Genomic DNA, 16,190 nt, shown 5'->3' with positions numbered 1-16,190 from the left:
AAGATCGTCTCTTTACAGGGACGGTCTTTTTATTTTATCAAGCATTATATTTATTAATACATTGTGATTTAATTATATATTTTTGCGACTGATTTTTGTTAAAACCAGTTACCTATGAAAAGATTATTACTGTTATCCTTTGTAGCCGTCTCTTTCTTTGCGTGTAGCAAAGATGATAAAAAAGAAGAGCCTCCTGTTGATTACACGAATCCCACTGTTTTGTCGTCAGCTTTAAAAGTGCAATACGGTGTTTCCGTTAAGGGGGCTATGCCTGTTGGTACCGGGGCGACCGGAGCGCCTGTGCTGAATGTTGCCAATAATAACCGTGTTACGGTAGCCGTAAACGGCCGTTATGCCGTTATTACGCCCGAGCTTAGCAGCGGTAAATTTAAAGGCTACTACCTGAAAGTAACCGGTGCGGAGAGCTACTTTAAAGTAGATTTTTCCCAGGCCAGAGATGGCGGCAGGAAAGCGGCGCATGCCACCCACAGCCTGCTGCGGCAAGATGGGGAAGACTCCGTTATTGTTATTAAGTTGCCTGAAGATGCGAAGCTGGATACTTTTAAAATTGAGTATGCCGTGTATGATTCTTCCAACGTGGTAAGTAATGTGATCAAAGAACTTATCGCAGTGCTGCCTCCCGCCGGAGGTGCTGATGGGGCAGGCTTCGTGGGCAACTGGCAAACCTACCGCTACAAAGATGCCGGTGAGCCGGAATGGACCATGGCTATTGGCGCTGATACTTCCTGGACCCCGCTGAAATGCATAAACGGTAAACTGGTTTACTCACAAGATGGTACACCATACGCTACCAATATTTCCAATGTGCTGAGCGATGAAGGCACTTTTAATGCCAATGGGGTACTTACATGGGAGTCCAAAGAAACGTACAGTTACCTGGATGAGATAGAATCGGGATGCGCCAATTTGAAATATGTTGTTACCAATTATGACGACAAGTTCCGTGGTGGCTGGTCTTATAACGCGGCAAGAAAAGAACTGACATTGATCTATGATGAAGATGGCCAGGTGAACGGCGATAATTTTGAAGTGATCGTATATCATATACTCGAATTTACACCCACCAGGGTATTGATCAGCAGCCCTGATGGCTACCAGACAGAGTTAGCGAAGAAGTAACTTCTTTTTATAACAATAGCAAAGCAGGCCGGAGATCTTCCGCCTGCTTTGTTTTTTTACCGCTATCTTCGCAAAGCTATGGCCTCTTACATCCTTACGTTGCAACTTGATCCCGCCGCTACGGAGTTCTTCAACCGCATGCGGCAGCAGTATTATCCTGCCCATGCCAACGAGGTAGCTGCGCATCTTAGTTTGTTTTACCGCCTGCCGGCAGATGAGCCAGGCATCATCGCTTCCCTGGATGCGATGGCGGCGCAGCCCTCTTTTGTATTGCAGGTGAATGAAGTGCAAAGGTATGCCAACGGTATCGCCTATACGCTTATATCGGGGGAACTGCAGGCGCTGCATGCATCATTGCAGGCGCAATGGGGGCAGTGGCTTATTCCGCGCGACCGGCAGCCTTTACGTCCGCATATTACCATCATGAACCAGGTAACGGCTTTTAAGGCGCAACAGGCGCATGAAGCGTTGAAAGCAGTCTTCCTGCCTTTTGAAGTAACAGCTACGGGGGTACAGTTGTGGCGATACCTGAAGGGGCCATGGAAGCTGGAAGGGACGTATCATTTCCTTACATAAAAAAGCCTTCCCGTACTGTGGGAAGGCTTTTTAATTCATGCAGCTGGTTGTTACCTGATAATCCTGTTCACATGTTTTATTTTCACCACCACTTCGTAAGTGCCTTCCTGGAAGATCTGGAACTGGAACCGTGGGTTCACGTTATAGATCTTCTCGCTGGTAGGCGTATATCCCGGATCTATTGTTACAAACTGGCTGGGGATCCGATAGTAGATCAGGTATCCGTAAGCGCTTTGCAGTAAGGGGAACGGGGTGGTTTCAAAATTGCACACCATGCTGGTATCTGTTTTTTCCAGCGGGTGGAACTGTGCATAGGTCTGGAAATCGCTGCGGTCGCCCCGCCTGATGATCTCGTTTTGGGCCGGGTTAAAGTAGCGGCCGTTCTGGTCGGCGATCTTCAGGATGATATTGGTGCCTTCATCGGAAATTTTCCGGATGGTAACGGTGGGTACGCCGAGGTCGCCACTGGTAGTGGTACCGTCTTTGAACCAGGCGGCGCCGCCATCGCCTACGTGGTAGGGAGGCTCGTCCAGCAGGGTGAAGGTGGCAATGTTCTTATATACTTTGGTGCCGTTTTCGTTGGAAGCCTGGATATCAAATTCGTAGGTACCCAGCGGCACTTTGATAGAGGTGCCGTAGAAAGTAAAGGCGCCGGTATGCTCATTGAATTCAAAGCAGGGGTTGTTTACTTTTTGTCTTTTCTTATTCAGCAACTCCACTGTGGTGTCTTTTTCCGGGTCAAATTTCCCGATCCATTCATAGCGTTCATAATTGGCGTATACGGCGTCGGCATGTGTATGCTTTTCCGCATCGCGGATATCGAGCAGCTTGTATACTACCGGTGCGCTGGAACCGTCGTTGCTAACGGGATTGGTGGATTGTATCTGCCCCCGTTTTATTTTGATCGGGTTATCGACATAGCGTATCTGGTTGCTGAGAAAACCGTTTTCCACTTTGGAGCAACCGTACATAGCTGCTGTAACAGCCATCACCACGGCGCCGAATATTTTTATATTTTTTTTCATGATCATTGCGTAAAGGTGAAAACTCAGTTAAACGTATTCCCGAAATAAGTGAATGTGTGATTGTTGTTCAGCACATGCAATACCCCGTTGGTGGTAAGGATGCCGGTTGTCTGACATCGGGCCTGCAGGTATTGTTCAGGTATGGCGTTGGCCAGTTCCGCGTCGGTGGTAGGCACCGGGTGACCGGGTTTAGCTATCAGTTTGGTCAGGTACAGGTATACCGGGTATTGGGTAAATACGCTGCCGTCTGTATAGTCTGTACTTGGAATGCCCTGCACCAGGCGCAGTTCCCCGTCGTTCGCCTTATACAGCTTCCCGGTTTTGGTAGCCTTGTCTAACGTGATGATGTCTTTAAAAAGATAAGCCCGCAGGGAATCTCTCATTACGCCAAAATCCAGCGAATCAAAAGTAAAGATATAGTTAGGGTCCTCTCTCTGTGTACGTTCCAGTTCCTGGCGCTGTACAATGTAATTGTACAGGTCGTAGTCCGTGATGGCAAAGAAAGTGCCGGTAGCATTTACTTCTTCCTTTAAACCGGTTTTATCGATCAGCAGCAGCACGGTATCAAAAAGCGGGTTTGTTTTCAGGTAATCGTAAGTCGTCATGTTCACATGCGGATCATGCACACTGCCGCCGATGGTATATTCCTTTTTACAGGAAAATAAAACCACGGCCACCAAAGCGATGAAAGAGATATATATTTTGTGTTTCATACAGCTGATTTTAACGGGTTAGAGTTTACCTCTCCAGTAAGGAGTTTGAGTAAGGGTGAAATCGTCTTTGAACATGGTCGGATCAATCGGCCATAACCAGCCGCCATTTAGGAACTGATCCTCGGGGAAATGTTCATTGTACGAGCTTAGTTTTTTATTGCGCACCAGGTCGTAGTAGGCGTGGCCTTCATAGAACAGCTCCCGCAGGCGTTCTTCCAGGATGGTAGTGGCCAGTTCTTCCCCTGCGCCGGTGTAGTCGTCCAGCCCTGCCCGTTGGCGCACCTTGTTCAGGAGCGGCAGTGCGTCGCCGTCTTTACCCAGTTTGCCCAGTGCTTCGGCTCTCAGCAGCAGTATATCTGCCAATCTGAAAATGGTAAGGTTATTGGTCATGCGGGGATCTTTTTTCGTAGATCCGTCGGCGTAGGCAATGTTGGAAAATTTGATGATCTGTCCCTGGTTGCCGCCCAATCCGTAGAAGAAATCTTTAAACCGGATGTCTTTATCCCGGTTCTTATAAATAGAAAGATAATTCTCGTTTACCGGCCATTCTATATAGCTTTTCCCATCAATAAACGGCATCATCAGGGTTACGCCTGCGCCGCCATTGGTGGCCAGGGAAAGCCCCTCTGATTGCCCGTCGTTGATATTGATTTCAAAGATGCCTTCCTGTGTCTTGCCGATGAACACTTTCATGTAGTTCACCGAATCAATGAGGTCATAGCCACCTTTGGTGATCACTTCATTGGCGGCTGCTTCACAGCCGGCGTAATCGCCTTTCCAGGCCAGGATATGCGCCTGAAGTGCAAATGCAGCGCCTTTGTTGGCTCTCACCGCACGCTCAGATTCATCTTCATAACCAAAATCAAGATTTTGTTTGGCAATCTCCAGGTCCGCCAGGCATTGTTTCCATACGCTGTCGGCCGGGCTTCTCGGGATATTCTTTGCAGAAGATACATCCAGGTCCGGCTCCAGTTTCAACGGCACATCTCCCCAGATCCTGCTCATATAAAAGTAAGTGAACGCGCGGAGGAAATAGGCTTCGCCGATCACGTGACGTTTGTTATTGATGTTGGTGAATTTGCTGTCGTCGATACCCGGCACTTTATTGATGATCAGGTTCACCTGTTGCAGCAGCTGGTAGTACTGTTGCCAGTTCCAGTTGCTGCCGCCCACGTTCAACCCTACAAATTCCCCGTTGGAAATATTAAAGTTGCCATTGTCGCGGCCACCATCTATGCTCAGTTCCCCGGAAACGATATCGCCGTATTTATGCCAGGAGTTATCGCGGATCAGGATATTGCGAAGAATGGCGTAAGCTCCTGCCAGCGAAGTTTTGGCGTCTGTTTCAGTAGAGAAATAAGCATTGGTAAAAGTAGAGTTATGCGGTTCCAGGTCCAGTATTTTGGAGCAGGACGATACCAGGGTAGCTGCGGAAATCACAGCAGCTGCATAAGCGATATATAAGCGTTGTTTCTTCATGATTTTCGTTTTGATGGTTAAAGGCTAAGATCCAGTCCCAGTGTGAATTTCCTGGGAATAGGATAACCACTGCCGCTGTATACGCCAAAGGCATCTACCTGTTCAGGATCAGGAATGTTTTTAGATTGTTTGAGGATGAACAGGTTGTCGGCCAGTGCATAGATCCTTAAACGTCTGAAGTGGATCTTATCCAGTACGCTTTGGTTGAAAGAGTAGGAGAGCGACACATTTTTCACGCGGAAGTAAGCGCCGCTTTCGATCCATGCAGAGCTCACCATGGCGTATTTGTAGCGGGTACCATCTACGGAGCTTAAGCTGGGGTACTGTGCATTATCACCCGGGTTCCTCCAGTAATTGATGCCGCTCAGGTCGGGCATGGAATGGGTAGAAAGGGAGTGATACGGATCAGGATCGCCATCGTCTGTAGGCACCAGCTGGGAGAGCTTTCCGGCGAGGTAGTCGTTGAACACTTTCCGGCCTGCGGTGAAAGTACAGAATACATACAGCGTGAAATTCTTGTAGCTGAAGGTGTTACCAAAACCGCCGGTTACTTTGGGGTTAGGGTTACCTGCCGGTACATAGTCGGTGTTATCCAGCACTCCGTCGCCGTTGGAGTCCTGCCAGATCGGGTCGCCTCCTTTGAACGGATAGCCATAGAAAACGAGTGGTAAGCCGGTGGCCTTGTTAATGGGTACATCAGCATCTGTGAAGTAGATACCTGTTTTATTGAACACGTTGTAGGAGTTCAGTGGTTGTCCCTGGCGGAGCAGGTATTTATCCAGGTAAATATCACGGCCTCCGTTTGGCAGGGAGGTAATAAGGTTATCGTTATGGGCCAGGTTCAGTAAAGCCTGCCATTGGAATTTGGAAGATGGTTTCAGGATGTTGGCAATGAGCTGCAGTTCCACGCCGGTGTTGCGTATACCGATAGCGTTGGCCGTGAGAATGGAGTAGCCGGTGGTAACCGGTACATTCAGGTTAAAGATACCGCCGTTGGTATTTTTAATGTAAGCATCCGCCACGATATTGAAACGGCCGTTGTATAAAGTAACATCCAGACCGAGGTTGCTTTGGGTGCTCTTTTCCCAGCTCAGGCTATTGTTGGTGAGCCCTTTGTCGAAATCGAGCGATACAGCGGGAATCCCATTGTAAGCAAATGCATAATTACTATTGGTAGCGGGATTGGTACTGCCTGGAAATCCACCGGCGCCTATTTTATAAGTATTATAGGAGAGGTAGTTATCGCCTCCATCCGGTTGCCGTCCGGCTACCCCATAGCTGGCGCGCAGCTTCAGGAGGGTAAGCCAGCTGCTGGCTGATTTCAGGGCAGGTTCGTCGCTAATCACCCAGCCGCCGGAAACAGAGGGAAAGTAACCCCAGCGGTTATTTTTACCAAAGCGGGAAGAGGCATCAGCAGTGATTACGGCAGACAACAGGTAACGTTCCTTATAGCCATAGTTCGCTCTTAAGAACAGCGATTGGATACCGCTCTGCAAAAGATCGGAACGGGTATCGGCCAGGTTTTTATTGAGTACGGTAACCGTGCGGATCTGGTCGTTCGGAATACCGATAGCGCTGGATTGGGTAGCGCGGTATTCCCAGTATTCTGTGTTTTGTCCTGCGAGTAAATTCAGCGAGTGGCCGCCATTCAGTGCGGTGGTATACTGAAGGGTATTGCTCATTAAGTAGTTGTTGGATTTATCAACAAAGCTGACAGCCTTACCGGTTCCGTCTCTCCTTACAGCGCCGGGCGTGTAGGAGTCCATGCGGCTGTTGGTTTGTGTAAAGGAGATCACCGTGGTGAAGTTGAATTTACTGGAGATCTTCCAGTCGATGATAGGGCTGATAGACAGGTTATCGTTGCTGTTCTGATCCGTGCCGCTGGTGGTGTTGCCAAAGATGAAATCCCTGTTGGCATCCGTCATATAAAACAGGGAACTGGGTAATGCACTGGAGGCGTAGTACCCGCCGTTAAAAGGGCCATATCCGCCGGAGAGATCGTTGATAGATCTTGGACGGTCTATTTTTGAATAGCGGATCTGCGTATTGATCTGCAGGTTGGGAGAGAGGTTCAACCCGGTGCTGCTGCTGAAGCTGTAGCGTTTCAGTCCTGATTTCCGGATGATGCCCTGTTCATTGTAATAGTTAAAGCCGTAGCGGTAATTGATCAGGTTATTACCCCCGGAAATGGAGAGGTCGTAGTTGTCGACCCGGCCTGTCTGGTACATACCGCCCTGGTAATCGTTGGCATTGTTAAAAGCAGGGTTCAGACTATCCGTTAGTACCTGTGGGATATTTCTCAGGGTTCCCCAGTTGCCATAATGATTGATCAGTTCCATTTTTGCGCGGCGTTCTTCCGCGCCTATCAGCACTTTGTCCAGCTGCGGCATTTCGGTGAATCCATGATAGGTGGCAAAGTCAATTTTGGGTTTCCCGGAGATCCCTCTTTTTGTTTTGATGATGATCACCCCGCCGGCGCCTCTTGATCCGTAGATCGCGGCAGCAGAGGCATCTTTCAGGATATCGATGCTTTGGATATCGTTAATGGAAATGCCGGCCAGTACATCAGTATTGGTACCGGAGGCGTAATTGATGGCGGCAATATCTTCCGTGGTTTGCGGCACACCGTCGATCACGTAGAGCGGTCCGCTCAATGCGCGGGCCAGGCTGGCTTTCCCGGCGTCGCTGGTAAAGTTGCTGTTGATGCTACGGCTTACCGCGGTGTTACCACGCATGACCACGTTGCTTCTTACGCCAGGCTCGCCGGAGTAGTTCTGTACATCGAGGCCGGGGGCGCGTCCCTGCAGCAATGCGTCCAGTGTGGGTGCGGGTACGTCCTGTAAGGCTTTCGGGTTAACCGAGGTAACCGCCGCCGTTACTGTTTTGCGGGATGTTTCCTGGTAACCGATCACCACTACGTCTCTCAGTACTTTTTTGTCGACCGCCAGTGTAATGTTCAGCTGCGCGTTGGCTTCCTTTACTGGTACGGATTGCGGAAGGTAGCCCAGCATGCTGAAGGTGAGCGTGGCGCCGGCATTCATTTTAAGCGTGTAGCTGCCGTCCGGGTTGGTGATGGCGCCTGATTTGCTGTCTGAAATACTCACAGATACGCCTGGCAACGGGTTCCCGTCTGAGCCATCTTTTACCTTACCGGAAACGGTGATCTGTGTGGAGGCAGATTTTACCTGTGCGGTACCTCCCAGGCATAGGAAGGTGAGGCAGAGCGTTAATAACATCACAGCGCTGTTACGGCTGTTTTGTGTAAAATTAACAGTCATGTAAATTGATTTGAAACTGATGAATGATACTGGTATGCTGATTATCCAGTTGTTATTATGATATTGGTTGACGTATTTTCCCTTGAATCAATAATTCTAAACGTTGACTAATTTTGGTTTGATAAAATATTGCCACTACCGGTAGCACCGTTTTTTGTCTGTATGCTCACCGTTGTTTTTAACTGAATTTTGGTCTGATAAAATATCTCTATTGCTAAATCGATTTTCTAAATAAATCACAGGTCTCTAAGCATGAATGAAATTAGCATGAAAGGGAAAAATAACTTGTTAATGAAATTTAAAAGATTGTAAACAATCTTAAAAAGAGCGGGTTTCCGGGGGGGCTGTATCTCCCTGTGGGCCGGCGAAGAGGGGATTTTCCCCGGCGTATAAATATATGATTTTTTAATTAGGCGTTGTCCGGCCAGGCATGGGTTTAGGGCATAAAAAAGTGGGGCTTTGCTCTTTCATTTTGTTTTCCTCAAAATGCATGGGCAAACGATACCGGAAACGATTACGGATGGTCACGAATACGATGCTCAATTAGCTTTCCATGGCTATCCGTTCCAGGTTGCCCTTATGGTCTGTGCATACTACCACTAAATATTGCGTAAGATCTTTATTAAATGAATAATCAAAAATTGCAAATTCCTCTTTATCATATGGGTACAGGCCCACCCTTACCAATTTCAAAGCGGTTATTAATTGCAACTCCGGCTTTATGGTTTTGTTATTATAGTCAATAACTGCCGACAGTTCTTCAGGAGCAAATTCTTCTATATGGTGATCAACATATTCCCGGACGGCCTCACTGTTTTCATCAGCATAATCATCTGCTATATATTTTCTACTCTTTTTTTCATATTCAGATAAATTGTTGATGAAACTTTCCACCAACCTTAATGCATCAGGATCTGTTTTGTTAGTCATAAAATTTAAATCAACGCTGACTTCATGTCCATTTACCGGTATTGATACATCGTAGTATTCTTCAATATTATCAGTATCGAATTCACCAAAGTAGGGTAATGTATATATCGCCATTCTGATTTAGGTTTGCTTCGGAAGGTACAAATAATTTAAAAAGTCTTCGGTTCGATCGGAATGTGTTGAGGCTTCGAAAAACCGTATTGTACAGATGTAGTTGAGAAGCAGAAAGCGTGCAGTACCAATGGCGGCCTTGAGGGAGGATTGTTGGTATTCAGCGCTGCCCTTTAAGAGGCGTATTGAAAAATCCCCGGAGATAATAGGACTGGTCGCTGCCTTCTATAAGGAAGATGTAGGAAATGTAGCCACCGGCTCCATAATTATTGACGCTAAGGGTCATCGATTGTTCTATTACTTTTCCCGGCTTCACTTTTCCCGGCGATGGATAGACCAGGTGCGGGATCACTTCAAAATTATCCTTATACACTTTCACTTCAAAGGAACTGGCGTAGGCAGGCATACCGTCTTCAAATAAAAGCTTCAGGGTATCACGCTCCATGGAGGCATAGCAATAACGTATGGTGTAAACTCCCTGTATATTGGTTTCGCAGCCCGCCGTAAAATAAAGATGAGCCGTATCCGCCGCCGTCACAGGTTCTCCCATAGCATGCTCAAAATTACCTTTGTCGTCCCGGGTGATATACCACGGATAGGCCCACTCCTTACTGAAGGGAAAGCCATCTTTAGGTATCAGGGATGCCCTGATTACTTTGGCTTTGGGGGCCTGGGCCGATACTGTGATCGCAGGCATGGCCATAAGCAATATAGTGATCATTGTAATGTAGTGCTTCTGCATAAATAAAGACAAAGCTTTTATCTCCGGATATATCAAATGATTTAATCAGTATCGTCCGGCTAAAATAAATTAATAAATCATCAAAAGCGGCAAACCCGATAGGAAACGGAGATTTCCCCCGGCAGATAAATATATATCTTAAAAATATTATATTTACAGTGTAGAACCGATTACCCATACCGAAATTATACCTATGAAACAACGCTACTTTTTAATCAGCATCCTGCTGACTATTTTCAGTATCCACAGTTTTGGGCAGCAGGGCCCTAACCCGGGAAGCAGGGCCAAAGCTGCCGCTGTATTTACCAAACTGCTTAATGATGCTGCTTCCGTATATCCGCCGGAGTTATCTTATCTCACGGAAGCCGGCGCTAAAATTGAATCTTCTTTTCATGTAAGTGAAGACGGGATACTGTCGGTCACCTTCCGTTATCCCGTGGAAACCAGTTATAGTCTTTACCGCCTCAGCGCGCCGGTGAGCGCCATTAAAGGCGTGTTTTACGACTATTACATCGGGCTGGAATTTGAAGGCGCGGTAGTGAAGATAGAAGAGAGTGAAAAAGGCAGCCGTGAGCTCAAGGAAAGTAATATGCTGGCGCTTTTCCATATTGCCAAGCCCGGCGACGGACCCCAGGGAGAGAAGCTGAAAGTAAGGATGGAACAGGCTTTACAGGTGTTCCGGGAAAGCTATAGGTAAAACGGATCTTCAGAAAGTTCTGTTAAAAAAACGGTGCCGGTTGCACGGCATCGTTTTTTTTGTGGGCAGGTGCTTATATTTAGAGAAAGCCCGCGGCATGAAAATGTTACTCCATTATTACAAGGCTATTCACAGCTTTAATATCCCTTTTTCACTGCTGGCAGGTTTATTGGGACTAGTGGAGCATGATAAGCTGAGCGGGTTCCTGAGGGCCTTTACGCTTTCATTGTTCACCGGTGGCTTTGCGTTGTCGGTGTTCTTCTTTGGGCTGGCTTATGAGAACCGGTATTACTTTTATTACAATAAGGGGTTTTCCAAATTACAGCTCATAGGAGGTGCATACCTGCTGAATGTGGCGATGCTGCTGGTTTACCGGCTTATTAAATTTTGGATGATATGATACAGCATGAGTTGCAGGCCGACAGCGTTTTTAAGCATTTCGGTGACCGGGAAATACTGACCGATTGTTTTGTGAGATGTAAAACAGGAGAAGTGATCGGGATCCTGGGAAGAAATGGTTGCGGGAAGTCCACTTTTATGAAGATCATTTTTGGAACGCTTTCCTGTACGCATAAATATGTAAGCATTGATGGCAAAAAATATGATGCGCCGTACAAGGTAAAAGGACTCATGGCTTATTTGCCTCAGCAGCATTTCCTGCCAGACCTGTTAACGGTAAAGGCGGCTATTAAGCTCTATGCCGATAGCAGGGTTGATGAAGAACGGATGATGACCGATGAAAACGTGTTGCCCTATCTCTCAAAAAATATATTCTCGTTGTCGGGCGGGGAAAGAAGATACCTGGAGATATTATTGCTGGTGAATACGCCCGCAAAATTCATCCTGCTGGATGAGCCTTTCAACGGCCTGGATCCATTGGTAAAAGAAAAGATCATGCTATTGATCCGGGCATACAGGGCTACGAAAGGCTTTATTATTACGGATCATGATTACCGCCACATCATTGCTGCCAGCGATCGTATTATCCTGGTGACGAATGGCGTGTTCAAAAATATTAAGGCGTTGGAGGAGCTGGAAACCCTTCATTACCTTCCGCCCGGAAGCCTGGCGTTTTCGGGGCTGGAATAATGCCCGGCTGTTCTGGCAGCCGGGCAAAATGATTCCGCTTAATTCAGTTCGGGAAACTGTTTGCTGATATAACCAATGAAAGTCCATATCTCCAGTACTTCTTCAATATATACAGTAAATGGTTCATAGTCGCTGTTCAGCGAATGAAGCGATAAGGTGCCATTTTGTTTGATATGGTTGTATACCACTTTAAAAACAATTTCCTCTTCTCCGCCTTTCAGCACCAGGATGCAGGCGGTATTATCTTTTAAATGCGACCAGTCCTGCAGGTATTGTGCAATTACATGGCTGCCATGGGGAATAGGTTCCATGGAATCCCCGACGATGGGGAACATGCGGATGGTTTTGCCTCTGGGCAGGTCGGGCAGTGAAAACTTTGGCAGGGCTGAAATAAAATCCGGGTCGCTGAAGCCGCTGCGGTAGCCTGCCCTGGCCCGCGCCGGTATAAATTCCATGTTTTCCTCGTTACTATTGTTAACCGTAATGGGAAGTATACGTATATGCCTGCCTGTTAGGTCTGTTTTGTTGCCTGTTTCCAGTTCCAGGAGTTGTTCTTCCGTGAGGCGCGACAGATCGGTTTTTACCATAAGGTCCAGGTCTATTTTGAAATAGCCGGAAATCAGCGCCAGGTCTTCCATCCGGGGATTGCGTGTTTTACCGCTTTCCTGTGCAGTGATCTTGTTCCGGTTCAGTCCTAACAGGCCGGATAAATGCTGTTGGGAGATCTTCTTTCGTGTCCGTAATAATTTCAGATTAGCGGCCCAGAAAAGGGGCTGTTTGTCCATGTATTATATATTTGTAATAAATCGTATTTATAACTAACAAGGACAAATGTATGTTTTTTTACTCATTCTGTTTGTTCAGCATGCTGTTTAATTGCTGGTAGAGTGATTCTCCTGTAAGGTCTTTATTAAAGATCATGCCGGTGGAATCTATGAGGTAGTTTTGTGGGATAGCTTTCACGCCATACACCCTGGCGGCCTGGTTCCTGTCTATTTTGGGGTCGGCCAGGTTGGTCCATACCATACTGTCTTCCTGAATTGCTTCGAGTAAAAATTTCCGGTCGGCCGGCGGGTCGAGCGCCACGCTGATGATGGTAAAGTTTTTATCCTTGAATTGGTTATAGGCTTCCCGGATCTTGCGGTGCTCGCGCCTGCAGGGCTCGCACCAGGAGGCCCAGAAGTCGAGGAATATGGTTTTGCCTTTAAAGTCTGATAGTTTTACCATTTTCCCGTTCATATCGGGCACTTCAAAGTCGGGCGCATCTGAGCCTACAGTAAGGTTCCTGGCCCTGGCAATTTCTGCGGCGAAGGCTTTGCCTTCGGGGGTGTTGCGTATTTCTTCTGATAATTTAAGGAAGATAGGTTCTACCAGATCAGGGTTTACATCCAGGCCGGCCAGTTCTTCCAGTGCCATAAGGCTATAGAAGGAGTTGGGATTTTCGGCGATGTATTTATGTTGAAGCAGTTTTTTCGCTTCACTCGATACCTGGTAGCGGAGAGCCAATTGCTGCTGGAATCCCTTGTCTTCTTTTTTGGTGGCAGACGCCCTGTTGTATTCTTTTGACAACTGCCGGATCGATTTGAGAACGGATTTCATGGACTGGTTAAAGTAAACGGCTTCGTCATTGATGGGAGAAGAGATACGGGCTTTGCTGACTTTTTCGTTTATTGTCACTTTGATGTTGCCTTTTTCCAGGAAGAAGATCCTGGTATCCGCATCGGGGGGAAGTTCCATGAAATTCATCCCGCCTCCTTTGGTATCCAGGATAAGCATAGCGCGCATGGGGCCGTCTATCGTGCCTTCAAAACGGAACTCACCGTTTTGTACTTCTGCAGAATCCACTACCAGGGCTTCATTGACCACTTTGTTCAGGTATATTCTGACGGGGCCGTTCTGTTTGGTGAGTTTGCCGTTCAGTATATATTTTGCGGGTTGGGCGTTCACGAATATAGGCAAACACAGTGCTATAAGTGTTATTTTTTTCATAAGATCTGCTGTATGCGAGCTAAACTATCAACAAAATATATTCATTTGTATGACCAAAGCTTTGTTAAAAGCTGATTAACAAAAAATAGGGTTATGGCAAATCAAAGTAAGTCGCCGCACATTCTGAACACCTCCACCAACCTCCTGGGTTTTTGCCTGATAGTGCTTACCTCCATTAAAGTAGCGGGTTTTAACCATGCCACTGTCATAGATGATTGTACCGGTATAGCCACTATATTACTGATGGCGAGCTGCCTGTTATCCTTTTTATCACTGAAAAGCGGGAATGGGAAACGCAGTGAGCGACTGGAACAAATAGCGGATTATACCTTTCTCGTGGCACTGATATGCATCAGTATCACAATTGTTTTCGTATCTTTTAATTTGTTGAGCTAACCGGTATTGCCGGGATGTTCCTCAAATCGCCTGCTGGCAGGGCTGTTTACCGTTTAACTATATTATTCCCTCGCACCATGAAGATTCGCATTTATGAAGAAACCAGGAAGGTCTGGAATATATTGTCTGAGCGGAATGATCCGCCGGACCTGGCCCTGGAGATGGAGGTCCATAAGAAGGTGCTTAGTTTTTTCCAGGTAGGGGAGTGTTATTATTTTATATTCAATGCGGTGAGAGGGGAGCTGGATTATATACATCCCTGCGTATATGATGTGTTGGGCTATACGCCGGAGGAGTGCTCGATTACCGAGATGATGCAGCGTATTCACCCGGAAGATGCGCCCCGTTTCCTGGAGTTTGAACAGGCGGCGGTTGATTTTTTTTCCGGGTTGCCGCCGGAGAAAGTATTGAAATATAAAATGCGTTACGACCTGCGGGTACGTAAGGCCAATGGCGAATATGTGCGGATGCTGCAGCAGTCGACCTGCATACAGCACGATGAAACCGGCGCCGTGCTGCGTACCCTCTGCGTACATACAGATATTACGCACCTGAAGCCCACCGGTGCTCCTGTATTGTCTTTCGTGGGCCTGGACGGGGAGCCTTCCTTTTTCAACGTGGAGATCAGGAAGAAGTTTATGCCTGCCAGGGAAGTGCTTACCAGGAGGGAGAAGGAGATCCTTCGTTTAGTGCTGGCGGGGATGCCCAGCCGGGAGATCGCCACTCATTTAAATATCAGCAAGCTTACAGTAGATAAGCACCGGAAAAATATGCTGAGGAAAACGGGGATTAAATCGGCCGCCGAGCTGGTGGTGCGGGCGATGAAGGAAGGCTGGATATAGCGCGCGCGGATGTTGTCTGCCGCGGATGTTGTCTGACTCAGGATTTATGTCCCATATATATAATAAAATATCCTTACCTGAATTCAAATAATAAAATCATCATCTTCAAAATCCTGAGTCAGACAAAATCCGCGCAGCGATAATTGGTAATATTGATCTTTTTTTATAACATTGTTCCTGTAAAGATATCAACCAAAGATTCACCGTAAACGACCAGAACAACAAAAGAGAAACTCCAATTCTCGTTTTTTTTGTCCATTAAGCAAAAACGTTTTAGCATAGACATGAACATGGATGAGATTAGTGAATGGCAGATGCAGATAGCGCGTTATGATGATGAACAGGCTTTCGCCCGTTTATTCCGTCATCTGTACGATCGCTTATTGCATTTCTGTATCCGGTATGTACATGTGAGGGAAGCTGCGGAAGAAATAGTATCCGATGTTTTTGTAAAGCTCTGGAACCGCCGCAGTGAGCTGGAGCAGGTAGCTAACCTGCAGGTATATCTTTTTGTAGCGGTAAAAAATCATTCACTCAACTACCTGGAACAGTATTCCCATTTGCGTATTGTTCCGCTTTCGGGTTCTGACACCGCCGATCTGCGCAACAGCATTGACCTGGAGCGGGACCTGGAATGGAAAGAGATGCGTTTTAAAATGGACCAGATCGTGTCCTCACTGCCGGCCCAATGCCGCCGTATTTTCCAGCTGATCAAGGAAGACGGCTTTAAATACAAGGAGGTGGCTGAAATCCTCAATATCTCCCCCCGTACAGTGGAAACACAGCTTTTCCGCGCCATGCGGCGCCTGAACGAAGGATTAGGCGCTATCAGCAAAAACAAAGGCGTATTGCCGCCACTGATCATCCTGCTGGCTATTTCTTCACTGATGCTGTATTAGCTGATCGCCTTCGGCGATGCGGAATTTGTCTGACTCAGGATTACGCTGATTTTACTGATTATCTGGATTTGATCACTTTGGATTTAAAAGGATTCAGGGAGATATAAGCGAATAAGATTATGTCTCCTGAATCCTTTTAAACATATCTTCTCTAAATCTTTTTAAAATCAAAAAAATAAAATCAAACTAATCAGTAAAATCAGCGTAATCCTGCTCCAAGACAATTTAACATCGCCGAAGGCGATCCACAAAAAATATTTTCCCCGCTTGTAAGTAATTTTCCC

16 protein-coding genes are annotated in these 16,190 nt (G+C 46.9%); 8 read left to right on the top strand and 8 right to left on the bottom strand.

Features of this window, described 5'->3' with window-relative positions; genetic code table 11:
- Positions 1-114 precede the first annotated feature (114 nt).
- Positions 115-1,140, top strand: coding sequence for a hypothetical protein (locus tag VIM72_RS13325; RefSeq protein ID WP_332003322.1), 1,026 nt, complete (start codon positions 115-117; stop codon positions 1,138-1,140).
- A 78-nt stretch (positions 1,141-1,218) separates the two neighbouring features.
- The gene (locus VIM72_RS13320; protein ID WP_332003321.1) at positions 1,219-1,716 is read left to right on the top strand and encodes a 2'-5' RNA ligase family protein; all 498 of its coding nucleotides are present in this window, start codon (positions 1,219-1,221) and stop codon (positions 1,714-1,716) included.
- Between the two features lie 50 nt (positions 1,717-1,766).
- On the opposite strand, the gene VIM72_RS13315 is transcribed toward VIM72_RS13320, so the two are convergent.
- The 6 genes from VIM72_RS13315 to VIM72_RS13290 all read right to left on the bottom strand — a co-directional run bounded on the left by VIM72_RS13315 (position 1,767) and on the right by VIM72_RS13290 (position 9,994).
- Positions 1,767-2,741 carry a DUF5007 domain-containing protein gene (locus VIM72_RS13315; RefSeq protein WP_332003320.1) on the bottom strand — a complete coding sequence of 325 codons (975 nt, stop codon included), beginning with the start codon at positions 2,739-2,741 and terminating at the stop codon, positions 1,767-1,769.
- Positions 2,742-2,764: 23 nt separating this feature from the next.
- Positions 2,765-3,454 (bottom strand): hypothetical protein, encoded by a 690-nt coding sequence (locus tag VIM72_RS13310; RefSeq protein WP_332003319.1) that lies wholly within the window; start codon positions 3,452-3,454, stop codon positions 2,765-2,767.
- An 18-nt stretch (positions 3,455-3,472) separates the two neighbouring features.
- On the bottom strand, positions 3,473-4,933 hold the full coding sequence (locus VIM72_RS13305; protein ID WP_332003318.1) for a RagB/SusD family nutrient uptake outer membrane protein: 1,461 nt from the start codon (positions 4,931-4,933) through the stop codon (positions 3,473-3,475).
- 17 nt (positions 4,934-4,950) lie between these two features.
- Positions 4,951-8,211 carry a SusC/RagA family TonB-linked outer membrane protein gene (locus tag VIM72_RS13300; protein WP_332003317.1) on the bottom strand — a complete coding sequence of 1,087 codons (3,261 nt, stop codon included), beginning with the start codon at positions 8,209-8,211 and terminating at the stop codon, positions 4,951-4,953.
- A 543-nt stretch (positions 8,212-8,754) separates the two neighbouring features.
- Positions 8,755-9,255, bottom strand: a complete 501-nt coding sequence (locus VIM72_RS13295; RefSeq protein WP_332003316.1) for a DUF2004 domain-containing protein — start codon at positions 9,253-9,255, stop codon at positions 8,755-8,757.
- A 157-nt stretch (positions 9,256-9,412) separates the two neighbouring features.
- Entirely contained in the window at positions 9,413-9,994 is a 582-nt protein-coding gene (locus tag VIM72_RS13290; protein WP_332003315.1) for a hypothetical protein, read from the bottom strand.
- 193 nt (positions 9,995-10,187) lie between these two features.
- On the opposite strand from VIM72_RS13290, the gene VIM72_RS13285 reads away from it, so the two are divergent.
- The 3 genes from VIM72_RS13285 to VIM72_RS13275 all read left to right on the top strand — a co-directional run bounded on the left by VIM72_RS13285 (position 10,188) and on the right by VIM72_RS13275 (position 11,780).
- The gene (locus VIM72_RS13285) at positions 10,188-10,691 is read left to right on the top strand and encodes a hypothetical protein (RefSeq protein WP_332003314.1); all 504 of its coding nucleotides are present in this window, start codon (positions 10,188-10,190) and stop codon (positions 10,689-10,691) included.
- A 97-nt stretch (positions 10,692-10,788) separates the two neighbouring features.
- The gene (locus VIM72_RS13280) at positions 10,789-11,091 is read left to right on the top strand and encodes a hypothetical protein (RefSeq protein ID WP_332003313.1); all 303 of its coding nucleotides are present in this window, start codon (positions 10,789-10,791) and stop codon (positions 11,089-11,091) included.
- Positions 11,088-11,780 (top strand): ATP-binding cassette domain-containing protein, encoded by a 693-nt coding sequence (locus VIM72_RS13275; protein WP_332003312.1) that lies wholly within the window; start codon positions 11,088-11,090, stop codon positions 11,778-11,780. Before VIM72_RS13280 ends, VIM72_RS13275 begins: the two co-directional genes overlap by 4 nt.
- Positions 11,781-11,818: 38 nt before the next feature.
- Here the strand turns inward: VIM72_RS13275 and VIM72_RS13270 are convergent, their stop codons facing one another.
- The gene (locus tag VIM72_RS13270) at positions 11,819-12,565 is read right to left on the bottom strand and encodes an XRE family transcriptional regulator (protein WP_332003311.1); all 747 of its coding nucleotides are present in this window, start codon (positions 12,563-12,565) and stop codon (positions 11,819-11,821) included.
- Between the two features lie 58 nt (positions 12,566-12,623).
- Positions 12,624-13,769: a TlpA disulfide reductase family protein gene (locus tag VIM72_RS13265; RefSeq protein WP_332003310.1), complete on the bottom strand. Its 1,146-nt coding sequence runs from the start codon at positions 13,767-13,769 to the stop codon at positions 12,624-12,626.
- Between the two features lie 93 nt (positions 13,770-13,862).
- On the opposite strand from VIM72_RS13265, the gene VIM72_RS13260 reads away from it, so the two are divergent.
- From VIM72_RS13260 to VIM72_RS13250, 3 genes are all read left to right on the top strand, one after another.
- Entirely contained in the window at positions 13,863-14,165 is a 303-nt protein-coding gene (locus tag VIM72_RS13260) for a hypothetical protein (protein WP_332003309.1), read from the top strand.
- A gap of 77 nt (positions 14,166-14,242) precedes the next feature.
- Positions 14,243-15,007, top strand: a complete 765-nt coding sequence (locus tag VIM72_RS13255; RefSeq protein ID WP_332003308.1) for a LuxR C-terminal-related transcriptional regulator — start codon at positions 14,243-14,245, stop codon at positions 15,005-15,007.
- A gap of 284 nt (positions 15,008-15,291) precedes the next feature.
- Complete coding sequence (locus VIM72_RS13250) at positions 15,292-15,906, top strand: RNA polymerase sigma-70 factor (protein WP_332003307.1); 615 nt, start codon at positions 15,292-15,294, stop codon at positions 15,904-15,906.
- Positions 15,907-16,190 lie beyond the last annotated feature (284 nt).

The sequence above is a fragment of the Chitinophaga sp. genome (assembly GCF_036569185.1).
GTDB lineage: Bacteria > Bacteroidota > Bacteroidia > Chitinophagales > Chitinophagaceae > Chitinophaga.
The sequence above is the reverse complement of the archived record's forward strand: the minus strand, read 5'-3'. Positions and strand labels throughout refer to the sequence as shown.